General features: G+C 72.2%; 13 protein-coding genes. 3 read left to right on the forward strand and 10 right to left on the reverse strand.

Annotated elements, in window-relative coordinates; all coding sequences use genetic code 11:
* The first annotated feature begins 133 nt into the window (after nt 1-133).
* Nucleotides 134-1630, forward strand: coding sequence for an oligopeptide:H+ symporter (locus tag OHU35_RS17000; protein WP_189726741.1), 1497 nt, complete (start codon nt 134-136; stop codon nt 1628-1630).
* Nucleotides 1631-1715: 85 nt separating this feature from the next.
* On the opposite strand, the gene OHU35_RS17005 is transcribed toward OHU35_RS17000, so the two are convergent.
* The 4 genes from OHU35_RS17005 to OHU35_RS17020 form a co-directional block, all read right to left on the reverse strand.
* On the reverse strand, nt 1716-2783 hold the full coding sequence (locus OHU35_RS17005) for a hypothetical protein (RefSeq protein WP_405505812.1): 1068 nt from the start codon (nt 2781-2783) through the stop codon (nt 1716-1718).
* A gap of 476 nt (nt 2784-3259) precedes the next feature.
* A complete protein-coding gene (locus OHU35_RS17010) occupies nt 3260-3964 on the reverse strand; it encodes an LPXTG cell wall anchor domain-containing protein (RefSeq protein WP_405505813.1) in 705 nt (234 codons plus the stop codon).
* 172 nt (nt 3965-4136) lie between these two features.
* Nucleotides 4137-4691, reverse strand: a complete 555-nt coding sequence (locus OHU35_RS17015) for an ATP-binding protein (RefSeq protein ID WP_189726743.1) — start codon at nt 4689-4691, stop codon at nt 4137-4139.
* A 243-nt stretch (nt 4692-4934) separates the two neighbouring features.
* Nucleotides 4935-5312 carry an STAS domain-containing protein gene (locus tag OHU35_RS17020; RefSeq protein ID WP_189726744.1) on the reverse strand — a complete coding sequence of 126 codons (378 nt, stop codon included), beginning with the start codon at nt 5310-5312 and terminating at the stop codon, nt 4935-4937.
* 241 nt (nt 5313-5553) lie between these two features.
* On the opposite strand from OHU35_RS17020, the gene OHU35_RS17025 reads away from it, so the two are divergent.
* Complete coding sequence (locus OHU35_RS17025; protein ID WP_184598226.1) at nt 5554-6480, forward strand: RNA polymerase sigma factor SigF; 927 nt, start codon at nt 5554-5556, stop codon at nt 6478-6480.
* A gap of 164 nt (nt 6481-6644) precedes the next feature.
* On the opposite strand, the gene OHU35_RS17030 is transcribed toward OHU35_RS17025, so the two are convergent.
* From OHU35_RS17030 to hutU, 5 genes are read right to left on the reverse strand one after another with little or no spacing between them, the layout of a single operon-like run.
* Nucleotides 6645-6965 (reverse strand): hypothetical protein, encoded by a 321-nt coding sequence (locus OHU35_RS17030; protein WP_405505816.1) that lies wholly within the window; start codon nt 6963-6965, stop codon nt 6645-6647.
* 29 nt (nt 6966-6994) lie between these two features.
* A complete protein-coding gene (gene hutI, locus OHU35_RS17035) occupies nt 6995-8290 on the reverse strand; it encodes an imidazolonepropionase (protein ID WP_189726746.1) in 1296 nt (431 codons plus the stop codon).
* Nucleotides 8287-9642 carry a formimidoylglutamate deiminase gene (locus tag OHU35_RS17040; RefSeq protein ID WP_405509247.1) on the reverse strand — a complete coding sequence of 452 codons (1356 nt, stop codon included), beginning with the start codon at nt 9640-9642 and terminating at the stop codon, nt 8287-8289. The genes hutI and OHU35_RS17040 overlap by 4 nt, the downstream gene beginning before the upstream one ends.
* Nucleotides 9633-10835 (reverse strand): allantoate amidohydrolase, encoded by a 1203-nt coding sequence (locus tag OHU35_RS17045; RefSeq protein ID WP_405509249.1) that lies wholly within the window; start codon nt 10833-10835, stop codon nt 9633-9635. Before OHU35_RS17045 ends, OHU35_RS17040 begins: the two co-directional genes overlap by 10 nt.
* A gap of 59 nt (nt 10836-10894) precedes the next feature.
* Nucleotides 10895-12559 (reverse strand): urocanate hydratase, encoded by a 1665-nt coding sequence (gene hutU / locus OHU35_RS17050; RefSeq protein ID WP_359893775.1) that lies wholly within the window; start codon nt 12557-12559, stop codon nt 10895-10897.
* Nucleotides 12560-12694: 135 nt separating this feature from the next.
* Here hutU and OHU35_RS17055 point away from each other — a divergent pair, with 135 nt between their 5' ends.
* The gene (locus OHU35_RS17055; protein WP_405505819.1) at nt 12695-14077 is read left to right on the forward strand and encodes a diaminopimelate decarboxylase; all 1383 of its coding nucleotides are present in this window, start codon (nt 12695-12697) and stop codon (nt 14075-14077) included.
* A 79-nt stretch (nt 14078-14156) separates the two neighbouring features.
* On the opposite strand, the gene OHU35_RS17060 is transcribed toward OHU35_RS17055, so the two are convergent.
* Nucleotides 14157-14741, reverse strand: a complete 585-nt coding sequence (locus OHU35_RS17060; protein ID WP_405505820.1) for a hypothetical protein — start codon at nt 14739-14741, stop codon at nt 14157-14159.
* Nucleotides 14742-14769 lie beyond the last annotated feature (28 nt).

The raw sequence follows: 14769 nt of genomic DNA on the forward strand, positions 1-14769 counted from the left end.
CGCCCACCGCTCCGTCACCCGGAGCGGACCCCCGTAGGCGTCGGGCGGACGGCCGTACGCACCGGTGCCGGCAGCTCCCCACCGGGCGCACCACCGCTGTCGCGGGGCGCGTCCCGACCAGCAAGGAACGACCATGGCGTCCAGCCTGACGAAGGACTCGGCCCGTCCGGGCACCCCCGGCTCCGAGAAGACCTTCTTCGGCCACCCCCGCGGACTGGCCACTCTCTTCATGACCGAGATGTGGGAGAGGTTCTCCTACTACGGCATGAGGGCCCTGCTCCCGCTGTACCTGGTGGCCCCGGGTGGCCTGCACCTGCCCGCGGGCACGGCGACGGCGATCTACTCCGTGTACGTGTCGCTGGTGTACCTGCTCACCATGCCCGGCGGCTGGTTCGGCGACCGCGTCTGGGGGCCGCGCAAGACGGTCGCCATCGCCGGCGGAATCATCATGCTCGGCCACCTCACGCTGGCCCTGCCCTCCTCCGGCACCTTCTACGCCGGCCTCGGCCTGGTCGCGATCGGTTCGGGTCTGCTGAAGGCCAACATCTCGACGATGGTCGGCCACCTCTACGACGGACCGGACGACCCGCGCCGCGACGGTGGCTTCACCGTCTTCTACATGGGCATCAACCTCGGTGCCTTCGCGGCGCCGCTGATCATCGGCACCATCGGTGAGAGCGTCGACTGGCACCTGGGCTTCGCGCTCGCCGCGCTCGGCATGGCGCTGGGTCTCGTCCAGTTCCTGATCGGCTCGCGCAACCTGGCCGAGCGCTCCAGCGTCGTCCCGACGCCGCTGTCCGGCGAGGAGAAGGCCTCGACGCTGCGCAAGGCGGCGATCTGGGCCGGTATCGCGGTCGTCTTCTACGCGATCGCCGGCTTCTCCGGCCACTACACGCTCAACTGGATCCTGGTCCCGCTGACCCTGCTGGGCGTGATCATCCCGACGATGGTCCTGGTCCGCATCAAGCGCGACAAGGACCTGGACCACGCCGAGCAGTCGAAGATGTCCGCGTACGTCTGGTTCTTCCTGGCCGCGGCCGTGTTCTGGATGATCTACGACCAGGGCGGCTCGACGCTGTCGATCTTCGCGGACTCCTCCGCCGAGAACAGCGTCTTCGGCTGGGGGTTCCCGGTCTCCTGGTACCAGTCGGTCAACCCGGTCCTGATCATGGCGCTGGCCCCGGTCTTCGCGTGGTTCTGGCTGGCGCTGAACCGGCGCGGCAAGGAGCCGAGCACGATCGTGAAGTTCGGCTCGGGTCTGGTCCTGGTCGGCGCGTCCTTCTTCCTCTTCCTGGCCCCGCTGTCGATCGCCGAGGGCGGTCACAAGGCGGCGGCGCTGTGGCTGGTGGCGATCTACTTCACGCAGACCGTCGGTGAGCTGCTGCTCTCCCCGGTCGGCCTGTCGGTGACGACGAAGATGGCTCCCGCGAAGTACGCCTCGCAGATGATGGGCGTCTGGTTCCTGGCCGTCACCGCCGGTGACGCCACGACCGGTCTGCTCTCCATCGCCGGGGTCGACCTGAACAAGACGGGCATCGTGGCTCTGGAGGCCACGCTCGCCGTCCTCGCCGGTGGCGCGGTGTGGATGTACCGCAAGAAGGTCAAGGAGCTCATGGGCGACGTCCGCTGAGCCGCCCGGCCGGGCCATGACGCAAGGGCCGCCGCACCCTCGGGGTACGGCGGCCCTTTCGCGTGCGCGAGCACGTTCGCGCCCGTCAGGCCCGCGTCGTCGGATCCTTCCCGTACGACGCGGAGGACCGTTCCTCGTCCTCCGGGCCGGCGTCGGGGGTGACCCAGGGCAGGGCCGGGGCCGCGGAGGGGGTGCGCGTCCCTGCACGCTTCCTCGGCAGGTGCGGCAGCGGCACGGGCAGCCCCGTGCGACGGGCCGGGCGGGCCGCGTGGCCGGGTTGGCGAGGCCGTAGATGGTCCACCACTGCCAGACCGGCGCGGAACACCGCCGCCGGTACGACCAGGAGGACCAGGACCCAGAACAGGGTCACGCCCCAGGGGCGGCCCACTCCCCAGGGGTGTTCGGCGAGGACCTTGCCGCCGTACTTCAGGGACACCGTGTAGTCGCCGTGCGCCCCGGCCGCGAGCTCCACGGGCAGCTCGACGCGGGCCTCGCCGCCGGGCCGGATCGTGCCGCGCCATCGCTGGTCCTGCCACTGCGGGGCGAACACGCCGTGGGCGGTGCCGACCTGGAAGACGGGGTTCTTCACGGGGGACGTGCCGACGTTGCCGACGGTGACCTCGAGGGTCCGGGCGGGCGGGGAGCCGAACCAGGTCAGCAGCCCGCCGGAGCCCCGCAGCCGGGTGTCAGCGAGCAGGGAGAGCCGCCCGCCGGACCGTTCCGCGGGCAGCGGCTCGACCGTGTGCCCGGCGACCTGGAGGGCCGCGTCGGCCTCGGCACCGGCTCCGGTCACCGTCTCCACGTGCACCACGCAGGGGCACGGCACCGGTGGCTCGACGACGGGCAGTGCGCGGCGGAAGCGTCCTTCGGCGTCGGTGGTGACGGCCCGGCCGTCGGCGTTGGCACAGGAGTTGGTGCCCCCGGTCACGCCCCGGTCCGGCTCGGCCTGCCCGCAGACCAGCAGCGTCAGCAGGGCACGCGCCCGCCAGCCACTGCCGCTGACAGTGACCGAACCGCCCGCCCCGGCCTGCGCCTTGGACAACTCGACCCGGGGCCGATCCACCGCCCCGACGGGCCCGGCCGCCGCCAGAACCATCACAAACACCAGCAGAACCGACAGCAACAGGTACGGAAGACGTGCGACGCACGACATCGGCGGCTCCAGCGGTCGTCCGGGCAGGCACCCACCCTCGGCGGCCGGAGCAGCCGACTCCAGAGGGCGTCCGGGGCCTGCGTGCGCCGGCTCCAACGGGCGCCCGTGCGGGCGCACGGCATCCACGACCCGAGCGGTCAGCTCCACCAGGCGTCCGAGGCGGGCGGCCGGCGTCGCTTCCAGCAAGCATCCGGACGGGCCCACGGCATCGGCGGTCCGAGCAGCCGACTCCACCAGACGCCCAGGCCATGCGCACGGTGTCGCCCCCAGCAGGCCCCCGGCCCTACGCACAGCATCGACAGCCCGAGCAACCGGCTCCAACGGGCGCCCGTGCGGGCGCACGGACCCGCGCTCAGCGGCGTTCGCTCGCGCCCGCGCCAACGGCGGCAGCCGGACGGGCCGCCCCTGGGCGGCGGCCGCTCCGGCAGGCGTGCCCGGCGGGCGGGCGGCGGCTCCTGCGAACGTCCCGGGCATGCTCAGTGGCGGGCGCGGGTGCTCTGGTGACGTCGTGTCAGCCACAGGGCGCCCGCCGCGCCGGCGAGCAGGACCGTCCCGCCGAGGGTGCCGAGGGCAATGGCCGAGTCCTCGGGCCCGGTCTGCGGAAGCCCGGCGCCGGTGTCCGGGCCGGCCCCGGAGCCGCCGCCCTGGGCGGAGCCGGTGCCGCCGCCGCTCGCGGCCTTGACGTCGAGGGTCAGGGACGGGCCCGGGTCGTTCGTCGGGGTGCATGTGGTCGTCGTACCGAGCGCCTTGATGGTGAGCACACCGGCCGTGAAGGTGACCTCGCCGCTCTTCTTCGGCAGGTACGTCCCGCTCAGGTCGTTGATCTTGATCGGGGTGTTGGCCGGAAGAGCGGCGTCGTTGGCGGGTCCGGTCACCGTCAGGGTGCCGTTGTCGGCGCCGCCCAGGGCGATCGTGGCGCTCGGGGTCATCGCCCCCTTGCCCAGTTCGACCGGGCTGGAGGAGACGCCCTTCTGCCAGGACATGGTGATCTTGTAGCCGTCGCCGTCCTCGACGCCCTTGATGTCGATGGGCGAGACGGCGCTCTTGTCGCCGATCGGCGTCTTGCACTGGTAGTTGACGTCGACGACCTCGGCCCGGGCCACGGGGGCGGCCATCAACACCGCCGAGCCGGCCAGGGCCGCGGCGGACGCGAGCGCGGCGGTTCGGTTCCGGTACGACACGGTGCCACTCCCCTTCCTGTTTCCTGACGGCGCATCAGATCGGGCCGTCAAGGTACGCCCGGGGCCTTGAGGAAGGAAGACACGGAGCGCGCCGGATCTGTGGCGATCCGGCGCGCGGTGAGTGACGTATGAGGGGATGTACGGCGGAGAATCCGTGGGTACGGGGACCCGGTCAGGCAGGCGCGCCCAGTTCCGCCCACACCGTCTTGCCGGCGACTCCCGGCGTGCGCACGACACCCCAGTCCAGGCACAGCCGCTGGACGATGAACATGCCGTGGCCGCCCGGACGCCCCGCCCGGTGCGGATTACGGGGTGCCGGCTGCCCGGTGCCCTTGTCGGCGACCTCGAGGCGGATCACCTTGTTGTCGCAGGTGATCCACAACTGGTCCGGCCCCTCGGCGTGCAGGCAGGCATTGGTGACCAGCTCGGAGACGACGAGCAGCACATCCTCGGCGGCGGCCCGCTGGTCGGCGGAGGCGGCCGGCAGCCAGCCCCACGCGTACAGCGCCTGGCGGGTGAAATCGCGGGCGAGCGGAACGACACCGCTCTCCCCGTCGAAGCTCAGCCGGCGCACCTGCCGACCCCCCGGCGGCGCCGCGGCTCCGGACGGCGCGCCCGCGCCCTCGCCGGACGCCGTGGCCGCCGGTACGCCACCCTCGGACGCCCCGGAAGCGCCGCCGGGCTCCGGCCCGCGGTCGCCCGGCGGGTAAGGCCGGGTGGTGCTCATCAGCGCTTCACCTCACCGATTCACCAGTTCACGATTCAAAAGATTCTGTACACAGTCAGTCACGCAGTGCGCGGCACATCGGTTTCGCGGCACCCCCACCACCCCGGCAGCCAACAGGTTCAGGATGTCTCCTGCCCTGGCGTCCCGGCGGAACACCCCCGGATTCGGCACGAAAGGCGTGACGGACATAGGACGTCGGTCACAGGGGGAAGGCCGAGGCTCGGCGCGCCGACGCACCGCCGCTCAGCTCGACTCGTCGGCCAGGGCCGCCTCGAGCGTGTCGTGGACGGTGAAGACCGCGTCCGCGCCCGTGATCTCGAATACGCGCGCCACCACCGGCTGCATCCCGGCGAGGGTCACGCCGCCACCGGCGGCCTCCGCCTTCAGCCGTGCACCGAGGAGCACATTCAGCCCCGTGGAGTCGCAGAACTCCAGGCGCGCGCAGTCGATGACCAGGCGCTTGAATCCCTTGGCGAGGCAGTCCTCGAGTGGCTCACGCAACAAATCGGCGGTGTGGTGATCCAACTCACCCGCCGGGGTCACGACGGCACTAGAGCCCTCTTCCCGCACCTCCACCAGAAGCCGGCCAGACTGTGCGCTGCCGACCGTCCCGCGGTCCATGCCGTCTCTCTCTCCTGACGTCGAGGCTGCTTGCTGACGCCCTCGAACACTACGCCTTCCTGACACGCTTCGACACCCGAACAACTACACACAAACGGACATATGCCCACAGAACGCACTTGCGGTGGGCTCAGGAAAGCGGGTAGGCCTAGTAAGGACACGTACCCGACAGACGGCCGGCTTTGGAGGCGCCGCACACCGCAGTGCACGTAATGGCTCCGGCAGCCTTATGCCGAGAACGATGGAGGACATCATGTCACCCCGGCTCGACGCATCGCGTACCCAGAAAGCGACGTCGACACCCCCTCCGGAACATCTGGATCCCATCGAGCAGGACGAGACGCTCGTCACACAAGACGACGTTCTCGCCGGACTTCCGGACATCCCCCCGTACGAGCAGGTCGGCGCGGTCGACGCACGGGCTCTGTCCAAGACCCTCTTCGAGCGCCTCGAAGCGCTGGAGGAAGGCACGCACGAGTACTCGTACGTCCGCAACACGCTTGTCGAACTGAATCTCGCGCTGGTCAAGTTCGCCGCTTCCCGGTTCCGCTCCCGCAGCGAGCCGATGGAGGACATCATCCAGGTCGGCACGATCGGCCTGATCAAGGCGATCGACCGGTTCGAACTCTCCCGGGGTGTCGAGTTCCCCACGTTCGCGATGCCGACGATCGTCGGCGAGATCAAGCGCTTCTTCCGCGACACCTCGTGGTCCGTGCGCGTGCCGCGACGGCTCCAGGAGCTCCGGCTCGACCTGGCCAAGGCCGGTGACGAGCTGGCGCAGAAGCTGGACCGCGCCCCGACGGTGACGGAACTGGCCGAGCGGCTGGGCCTGTCCAAGGACGAGGTCGTCGAGGGCATGGCCGCCTCGAACGCCTACACCGCCTCCTCGCTGGACGCCCAGCCGGAGGAGGACGACTCCGAGGGCGCGCTCGCGGACCGCATCGGCTACGAGGACCACGGACTCGAAGGCATCGAGTACGTCGAGTCGTTGAAGCCGCTGATCGCCGAACTCCCGCCGCGCGACCGGAAGATCCTGTCCCTGCGTTTCGTCGCGGGTCTGACGCAGTCGGAGATCGGCGAGGAACTGGGCATCTCGCAGATGCACGTGTCGCGACTGCTGTCGCGGACGCTGGTACGGCTGCGCAAGGGGCTGACCGTCGAGGAGTGATCCTCGTGTGATCCCTGCCGGGTGACGTGTCCTTCGGGGGCGGACCGAACGGTCCGCCCCCGGGCGCGTGCCATGGCCCGCCCCAGCGCACCACGCCCTCGCAGTGCGCGGGCGCGTGCCATGGCCCGCCCCAGCGCACCACGCCCTCGCAGTGCTGTTCTTTCTCAGGAGACGAGGACGAGGACGGCCGTGGGGAGGAGGGGGGCCAGAACGCTCAGCACCCAGTACGCACGCGGAGCCAGCGTCGTCCGGCGCCGGAGGGGACTGTTGGCCAGCCACCAGAGCAGGCCGAACAGCGCGACGACGGGAACGACGATCACGAGCCAGAGGGCCATGCCGTCGTTCTCCGTGGGTTCCCGCACCGTCAGCCCGAGTTCGGCGAGCGGCCAGTTCACCGCGAGGTACCACAGCAACCAGATCGGCACCACCGCCGGGATCCCGAGCAGCAGGTTCACCAGGAGCGGTGCCGGCCAGTGCTTTGTCATCCGTCCCACTCCTCCGTAGACGCGGGTCGTCAGAGCACCCTTTCGCCGCGCCGCCAGACTCCGGTGACCAGGGGGACGCCGGGGCGGTAGGCCAGGTGGACGTGGCTCGGGGCGTCGAGAAGCGTCAGGTCGGCGTACGCGCCCGGGGTGATGCGGCCGATGTCGGTGCGCCGCAGGGCCGCCGCGCCGCCCGCCGTGGCCGACCAGACGGCCTCGTCCGGGGTCATGCCCATGTCCCGTACGGCGAGCGCGACGCAGAACGGGACGGAGGACGTGAAGGACGAGCCCGGGTTGCAGTCGGTGGACAGGGCCACGGTGGCGCCCGCGTCGAGGAGGCGGCGGGCGTCCGGCCACTCGGCCCGCGTGGAGAACTCGGCGCCGGGCAGCAGGGTGGCGACCGTACGGCTGTTCGCCAGGGCGTCCACGTCCGCGTCGGTCAGATGGGTGCAGTGGTCGGCGCTGGCCGCGTCGAGCTCGACGGCGAGCTGTACGCCAGGGCCGTACGAGAGCTGGTTGGCGTGGATACGGGGGTGCAGGCCGCGTTCCTTGCCGGCGGTGAGGATCGCGCGGGCCTGGTCGCCGTCGAAGGCGCCCTTCTCGCAGAAGACGTCGATCCAGCGGGCGTACGGGGCGCAGGCGTCGAGCATCTCGCCGGTGACGAGCGCGACGTAGCCGGCCGGGTCCTCGGCGAACTCGGGAGCGACGATGTGGGCGCCGAGGTAGGTGACCTCGTCGGTGTGGGCGGCGGCGACGCGCAGGGCCCGGGCCTCGTCCTCGGCGGTCAGGCCGTAGCCGGACTTGGTCTCGAAGGTCGTGGTGCCCTGGTGCAGCGCCTCGCGGAGGTAACGCGTGAGGTTGGCCTCGAGTTCCGCGTCGCTCGCGGCGCGGGTGGCGGCGACGGTCGTGCGGATGCCGCCCGCGCTGTACGGCCTCCCCGACATGCGGGCGTTGAACTCCTGCGTCCGGTCGCCCGCGAAGACGAGGTGGGAGTGGGAGTCGACGAAGCCCGGGAGGACCGCCCTGCCACCTGCGTCGACCCGATTGTCAGTGGCGGGTGCTTTGCTTTGATCACCGGTCCACACGACGCGGTCGCCTTCGATGACGACGGCCGCGTCCTGGACCAGTCCAAGGGGGGATTTGTCACCGAGGGAGGGGTCGTTGGTGACCAGGCTGGCGATGTTCGTGATGAGCGTGCTTGCGGTGCTCGCGGAGTGGGCGGGGCTGACGGTCGTCGCGTTGCTCATGGCGTCCTTGGTGGCCTGGTCGGCGGTGGGGTCGGGTTCGGGGGCGGAGGCGGGCCGCGCGGGTGTGCGGCCCGCGGTCATCCGCGCAGGGCTTCGACGGCGTCCGCGAGGGCTTTCGGCACATCCGGTACGAGTGAGTGGACCCCGTCCCGCACGACGTGCCGACCTCCCACGACCGTGTGCGACACGTCTGCTGCCGACGCGGCGAATACGGCCGTCTCGGCCCCGAGCCGCGGAAGCGGCCCAGCCGTTCTGACCGAGTCGAGGGCGACCGTCGTGAAGTCGGCGAGCGCGCCGGGCTCCAGGGCGCCCGCGTCCGCCCAGCCGAGGGCCGCGTGCCCGTCGGCCGAGGCCGCCCGCAGCAGGGCCGCGGCCGTCCAGTGACCTCGGGTGCGGGTGCGCAGGCGCTCGTTGAGCTCCATCGCGCGCGCCTCTTCGAGCAGGTCGATCACCGCGTGGCTGTCGGAGCCGAGGGAGAGCGGGGAGCCCTCGTTCTGCAGCGCGGCCGCGGGCCCGATGCCGTCGGCCAGGTCCCGCTCGGTGGTGGGGCACATGCAGGTGCCGGTGCCGCTGCCGCCGATGAGGGAGACGTCCTCGGCGGTGAGGTGGGTGTTGTGGACGCCGGTCGTGCGCGGCCCGAGGACGCCGTGCAGGGCGAGCAGCTGCGTCGGAGTGCACCCGTGGATCTCCAGGCAGGCCTCGTTCTCGGCGGTCTGCTCCGACAGGTGCACATGCAGCCGGGCCCGCCGTTCCTCGGCCCACCGCGCGACGGTCGCCAGCTGGTCGGCGGGCACGGCCCGTACGGAGTGGATCGCCGCTCCGATCCGCGCGTGATCCCGTTCCTTGAGAAGTGAACAGCGTTCGGCCCAGGCGTCCGCCGTGCCGTCGGAGAAGCGGAGCTGCTGGGCGGTGGGCGGCTGTCCGAAGCCGGAGGAGAGATAGGCGGTGTCGAGGAGGGTGATGCGGATCCCGGCTTCGGCGGCGGCCGCGATCAGGGCCTCGCCCATCGCGTTGGGGTCGGCGTAGGGGACACCGCCGGGGGCGTGGTGGACGTAGTGGAACTCGCCGACCGCCGTGATGCCGGCCAGGGCCATCTCGGCGTACACGGCGCGGGCCAGGGCGTGGTAGGTCTCCGGGGTGAGCCGGGCGGCCGTGGCGTACATGACCTCGCGCCAGGTCCAGAAGGTTCCGGAGCCGACCTGGACGGTGCCGCGCAGGGCCCGGTGGAAGGCGTGGCTGTGGGCGTTGGCCAGCCCGGGGAGGGTGAGGCCGCGCAGGACCTCGGCGCCGGGGGGCGGGGTGGTGACCTCGGTCCGGACTGCGGTGATGCGGCCGTCGTGGACGTCGAGGGCGACGCCGGGCTCGACGTGCGTGCCGAGCCAGGCGTGTTCCAGCCAGTAGGTACGGGTCTGCTGGGCGGGCGTCACGTGCAGGCCAGTCCTTCCAGTACGTCGGCGAGGGCGAGTACCCCGGCCACGCAGTCGTCCTCGGTGGCGGACTCGGCCGGGGAGTGGGAGACGCCGGTGGGGTTGCGCACGAACAGCATGGCGGTCGGGATGCTCCCGGACAGGATCCCGGCGTCGTGTCCGGCGCCGGTGCCGAGGACGGGGACCGTGAGGCCGGTGTCCTTGCCGAGGATACGGGCGAGTTCGTCGCGCAGGGCGTGGTCGAACTCGACGACGGGGGTGAAGGACTCACGGACGACGGCCAGCTCGACGCCGTGGGCGGCCGCGTACTCCCCGGCCGCCTTCTCCACACCGGTGACCACGGCGTCCAGGCTGTCCTGGTCGGCGGCACGCGAGTCGAGCCAGCCGCGTACGAGGGAGGGGATGGCGTTGACGCCGTTCGGTTCGACGGCGATCTTGCCGAAGGTGGCGACAGCACCGGCGAGTCGGGCCTCACGGCGGGCGGCGAGGACGGTCTCGGCGTAGGACAGCATGGGGTCGCGCCGGTCGGCGAGCCGGGTGGTGCCGGCGTGGTTGGCCTCGCCCCGGAAGTCGAACCGCCACCGGCCGTGCGGCCAGATCGCGCTGGCGATGCCGACCCGGTCGCCGGACAGGTCCAGGGCCCGGCCCTGCTCGACGTGGAGTTCGACGAAGGAGCCGATACGGGCGAGCCGTTCGGGGTCGGGCCCGATGGCGTCGGGGTCGTATCCGGCGGCCTCCATGGCGCGCGGCAGCGTCACGCCCTCGCCGTCGGTGAGCCGGTGCGCCTGCTCGCGGGTGAGCTGTCCGGCGGTGAGCCGGGATCCGACGCAGGCGAGCCCGAACCGGGCGCCCTCCTCGTCGCCGAAGTTCACGATGCCCAGCGGGCGGGTGAACCGCGCGTCGCGGCCGCGCAGTTCGTCCAGCGCCGCGAAGGCGGACACCACGCCGAGGGGCCCGTCGAAGGCCCCGCCGTCCGGCACGGAGTCGAGATGCGACCCGGTGACGACGGCGTCCCCGGCGGCGGGGTCGCCGAGCCAGGCCCACTGGTTGCCGTTCCGGTCGGTCTCACAGGTGAGGCCGCGCGCCCGGGCCTGCTCCTGGAACCAGGCCCGGCAGTCACCGTCGACACCGCTCCAGGCGAAGCGCCGGTAGCCGCAGGAGGCGGGGTGGCGGCCGAGCGGGAGCAGCTCGCGCCACATCCGGTGGAAGGAGCCACCGGTGCCGGTGGGGTCCGGCCGCGGGCCGGCGGGTTCCTGCGTCACGCCTCGTCACCCTCGCGCATCGGGACACGGACGCCCTTGTCCTGAGCGACCGACTCCGCGATGTCGTACCCGGCGTCGACATGCCGGATGACGCCCATGCCGGGGTCGTTCGTGAGGACCCGGCGGATCTTCTCCCCGGCCAGCTTCGTGCCGTCGGCCACCGTCACCTGCCCCGCGTGGATCGACCGCCCCATGCCGACGCCGCCCCCGTGGTGCAGGGACACCCAGGACGCCCCGGACGCCACGTTCACCATCGCGTTCAGCAGCGGCCAGTCGGCGATCGCGTCGGACCCGTCGAGCATGGCCTCGGTCTCCCGGTAGGGGGACGCGACGGATCCGCAGTCGAGATGGTCGCGGCCGATGACGACCGGCGCGGCCAGCTCCCCGCTCGCGACCATGTCGTTGAACCGCTCACCGGCCTTGTCCCGCTCGCCGTAGCCCAGCCAGCAGATACGGGCGGGCAGGCCCTGGAAGTGGACCCGCTCCCCCGCCATGCGGATCCAGCGGGCCAGGGACTCGTTCTCCGGGAAGAGGTCGAGGATCGCCTTGTCGGTCTTCGCGATGTCGGAGGCCTCGCCGGACAGCGCGGCCCAGCGGAAGGGGCCCTTGCCCTCGCAGAACAGCGGGCGGATGTAGGCGGGGACGAAGCCAGGGAAGGCGAAGGCCCGGTCGTATCCGGCGAGCCGGGCCTCGCCGCGGATGGAGTTGCCGTAGTCGAAGACCTCGGCGCCGGCGTCCATGAAGCCGACCATGGCCTCGACGTGCCGGGCCATGGACTCGCGGGCCCGGGTGGTGAATCCGGCCGGGTCCTTGGCGGCGGCGTCGGCCATGTCCTCGAAGGCCAGGCCGAGGGGCAGGTAGGCCAGCGGGTCGTGGGCGGAGGTCTGGTCGGTCACGATGTCGATCGGGGCGCCCATGGCGAGCAGCCGCGGCAGCAGCTCGGCGGCGTTGCCGAGGACGCCGATGGACAGCGGCCGGCGGGCGTCACGGGCCTCCACGGCGAGGTGCAGCGCGTGGTCCAGCGAGTCGGCCTTCACATCGAGGTACCGGTGCTCGATGCGCCGCTCGATGGCGCGCGGGTCGCAGTCGATGCAGATCGCCACACCGTCGTTCATCGTCACGGCGAGCGGCTGGGCGCCGCCCATGCCGCCGAGACCGGCGGTGAGGGTGATGGTCCCCGCGAGGGTGCCGTCGAACTTCTTCGCGGCGACGGCGGCGAAGGTCTCGTAGGTGCCCTGGAGGATGCCCTGGGTGCCGATGTAGATCCAGGAGCCGGCGGTCATCTGGCCGTACATGGTCAGGCCGAGGGCCTCCAGGCGGCGGAACTCCTCCCAGGTGGCCCAGTCGCCGACGAGGTTGGAGTTGGCGATGAGGACGCGCGGGGCCCACTCGTGGGTCTGCATGACGCCGACGGGGCGGCCGGACTGGACGAGCATCGTCTCGTCCTGCTTGAGCCCGCGCAGCGTCCGCACCATCGCGTCGAAGGAGCGCCAGTCGCGTGCCGCCTTGCCGGTGCCGCCGTAGACGACGAGCTTGTCGGGGTGCTCGGCGACCTCCGGGTCGAGGTTGTTCTGCAGCATCCGCAGGGCGGCTTCCTGCTGCCATCCCAGGGCGCTCGGTTCCGTGCCGCGCGGCGCTCGGACGGGGCGGGGTCCTGACATGGTCTGCCTCCTGGTGGGTGCGTGGTGCTCCCGGCGGTGTGTTGCTGCTGTTATTCACATCCTGGCCGCCTGAATAGAGCTAGTCAATACATCGGGAGGTCGGCGCGGCGGTGCCGTGGATGTTTGGCTGGATCCATGGATGACGACATTCAGGCAGGCGACTTGGGCGCCGGACGGGCGGCCCGGCGGGACGAGGCGGTACGGGCCGCCGTCGAGCAGGGACTGATCGGGGCCGGCAGCCCCGTCGTCGGGCTGCTGGACATCACCGGCATCCGGGAGTCGGCGGCGGAGCTGCGGGCGGCGTTCGACGCGGTCGTGGCACCGGGCACGCCCGTGCTGCACGCCTTCGCGGTGAAGGCGACCCCGCTGGTGCCGGTGCTGCGGCTGCTGCGCGAGGAGGGCATCGGAGCGGAGGTGGCGAGCCCGGGTGAGCTGGCGCTGGCACGGGCGGCGGGGCTGGGCCCGGAGATGACGGTCCTCGACTCACCCGCCAAGACACCGGCAGAACTGCGCGAGGCGCTGGAGCTGGGCATCGCCGTCAACGCGGACAACCCGCAGGAGCTGGACCGCATCGACGCCCTCATCGGCTCCGCCGACAGCCGCTCCCCCCTCGGGATCCGGGTGAATCCGCAGGTCGGCGGGGGTTCGATCGGGGCGACCTCGACGGCCACGGCGACGTCGAAGTTCGGGGTGGCGCTGCGCGACGAGGGGGCGCGGGAGTGGGTCGTGCGGGCGTACCAGGACCGCCCGTGGCTGACCCGGCTGCACGCGCACACCGGCTCCCAGGGCATTCCGCTGTCGCTGCTGGCCCGGGGAGTCGCGGAGGTGTACGCGCTCGCCGAGGAGATCAACCGGCGGATCGGGCGGCGGCAGATCGACACGCTCGACATCGGCGGCGGCCTGCCGGTGAACTTCGCGTCGGACGCGACGACGCCCACGTACGCGCAGTACGCGCGGATGCTGGCCGAGGAGGTGCCGGGGCTGTTCGACGGGCGGTACGGGCTGGTCACGGAGTTCGGGCGGTCGCTGCTGGCCAAGCACGGCACGGTGGTGGCGCGGGTCGAGTACGCGAAGTCCTCCGGCGGGCGGGCGGTCGCGGTGACGCATGCCGGAGTGCAGGTCGCCACGCGGACGGTGTACGCGCCGGAGAGCTGGCCGCTGAGGATCGCGGCGTACGACACGAAGGGGCGGGTGAAGGAGGGGCCCGTCGTCGTGCAGGACGTCGCGGGGCCGGCCTGTTTCGCGGGGGATCTGCTGGCGGAGGGGCGGTCCATGCCGGTGCTGGAGCAGGGGGATCATGCGGCGGCGCTGGATACGGGGGCGTACTACTTCGCGCATCACTACGGGTACAACTCCCTTGTCCGGCCCGGGGTTTATGGGTTCGGGCCGGATGGGGAGGGCGGCGTGGCCTTCGCGGTCGTGCGGGAGGCGCAGACGGTGGAGGAGGTCGTGGCGGAGTCTGGTGGGGCGCATGTGGAGGCGCTGTTGAGCGGCCGGGCGCCGTGGGGGCTTTCGTAGTTCCCGACGTGCGGGTGCGTTGTGGCTGTTCGCGCGGTTCCCCGCGCGCCTGAGAAGCAGGGCGTGCGCCCCCGCCCCGCTACACGAGCGCCGGTGATTTCCTTCTCGCCCCGCCCGGCGCCGCGTCCCCCGCCGCGATGCCCGTGCTGCGGTACGCCTTCACCTGCTTGCCCGCCGGGCTGCCCGCGCCCCCGCGCAGCCAGTCCACCCGCACCCACACCAACGCCTCGCCGGCCCGCTCCCGGCGGCCCAGCCACGCCGCCTTCAGCCACAGGCCCGCTCCGCAGCCGGCCAGGAGCAGGCCGCCCGCGGCCGGGAGGGCGAAGGCGGCGCCCAGGGCGGCGAGGAAGGCGAGGAGGAGCCACCAGCGGTGGTGGCGGCGCCAGTTGCGTACCGTCACCGCGCGGTCCTGGAGTACGTCGTGCTTGCCGGCGCGGGACGCGGAGGCGGCCAGGGTGACGTAGCGCTTGCGGCCGCCGTAGGCCACCACGGCCGTCGCCAGGACGAACAGCGCCGCCCCGGCCAGGACGCCGATGCGGCGGCCGGTCAGTCCCGGTGCGAGGACGCCGACGCCCGCGGCGCACACGCCCAGCCACCACAGGGGGGCGGCCCCCGCCCGTACGACGACGGCGACCCGAGCCAGCCCTTGTCCTCCGCGCGTCACGTTCAGCCTCCGTCGGTCTCCGAAGCGT

The sequence above is a fragment of the Streptomyces purpurascens genome (genome assembly GCF_045040895.1).
In the GTDB taxonomy this organism is placed as follows: Bacteria; Actinomycetota; Actinomycetes; order Streptomycetales; family Streptomycetaceae; genus Streptomyces; species Streptomyces purpurascens.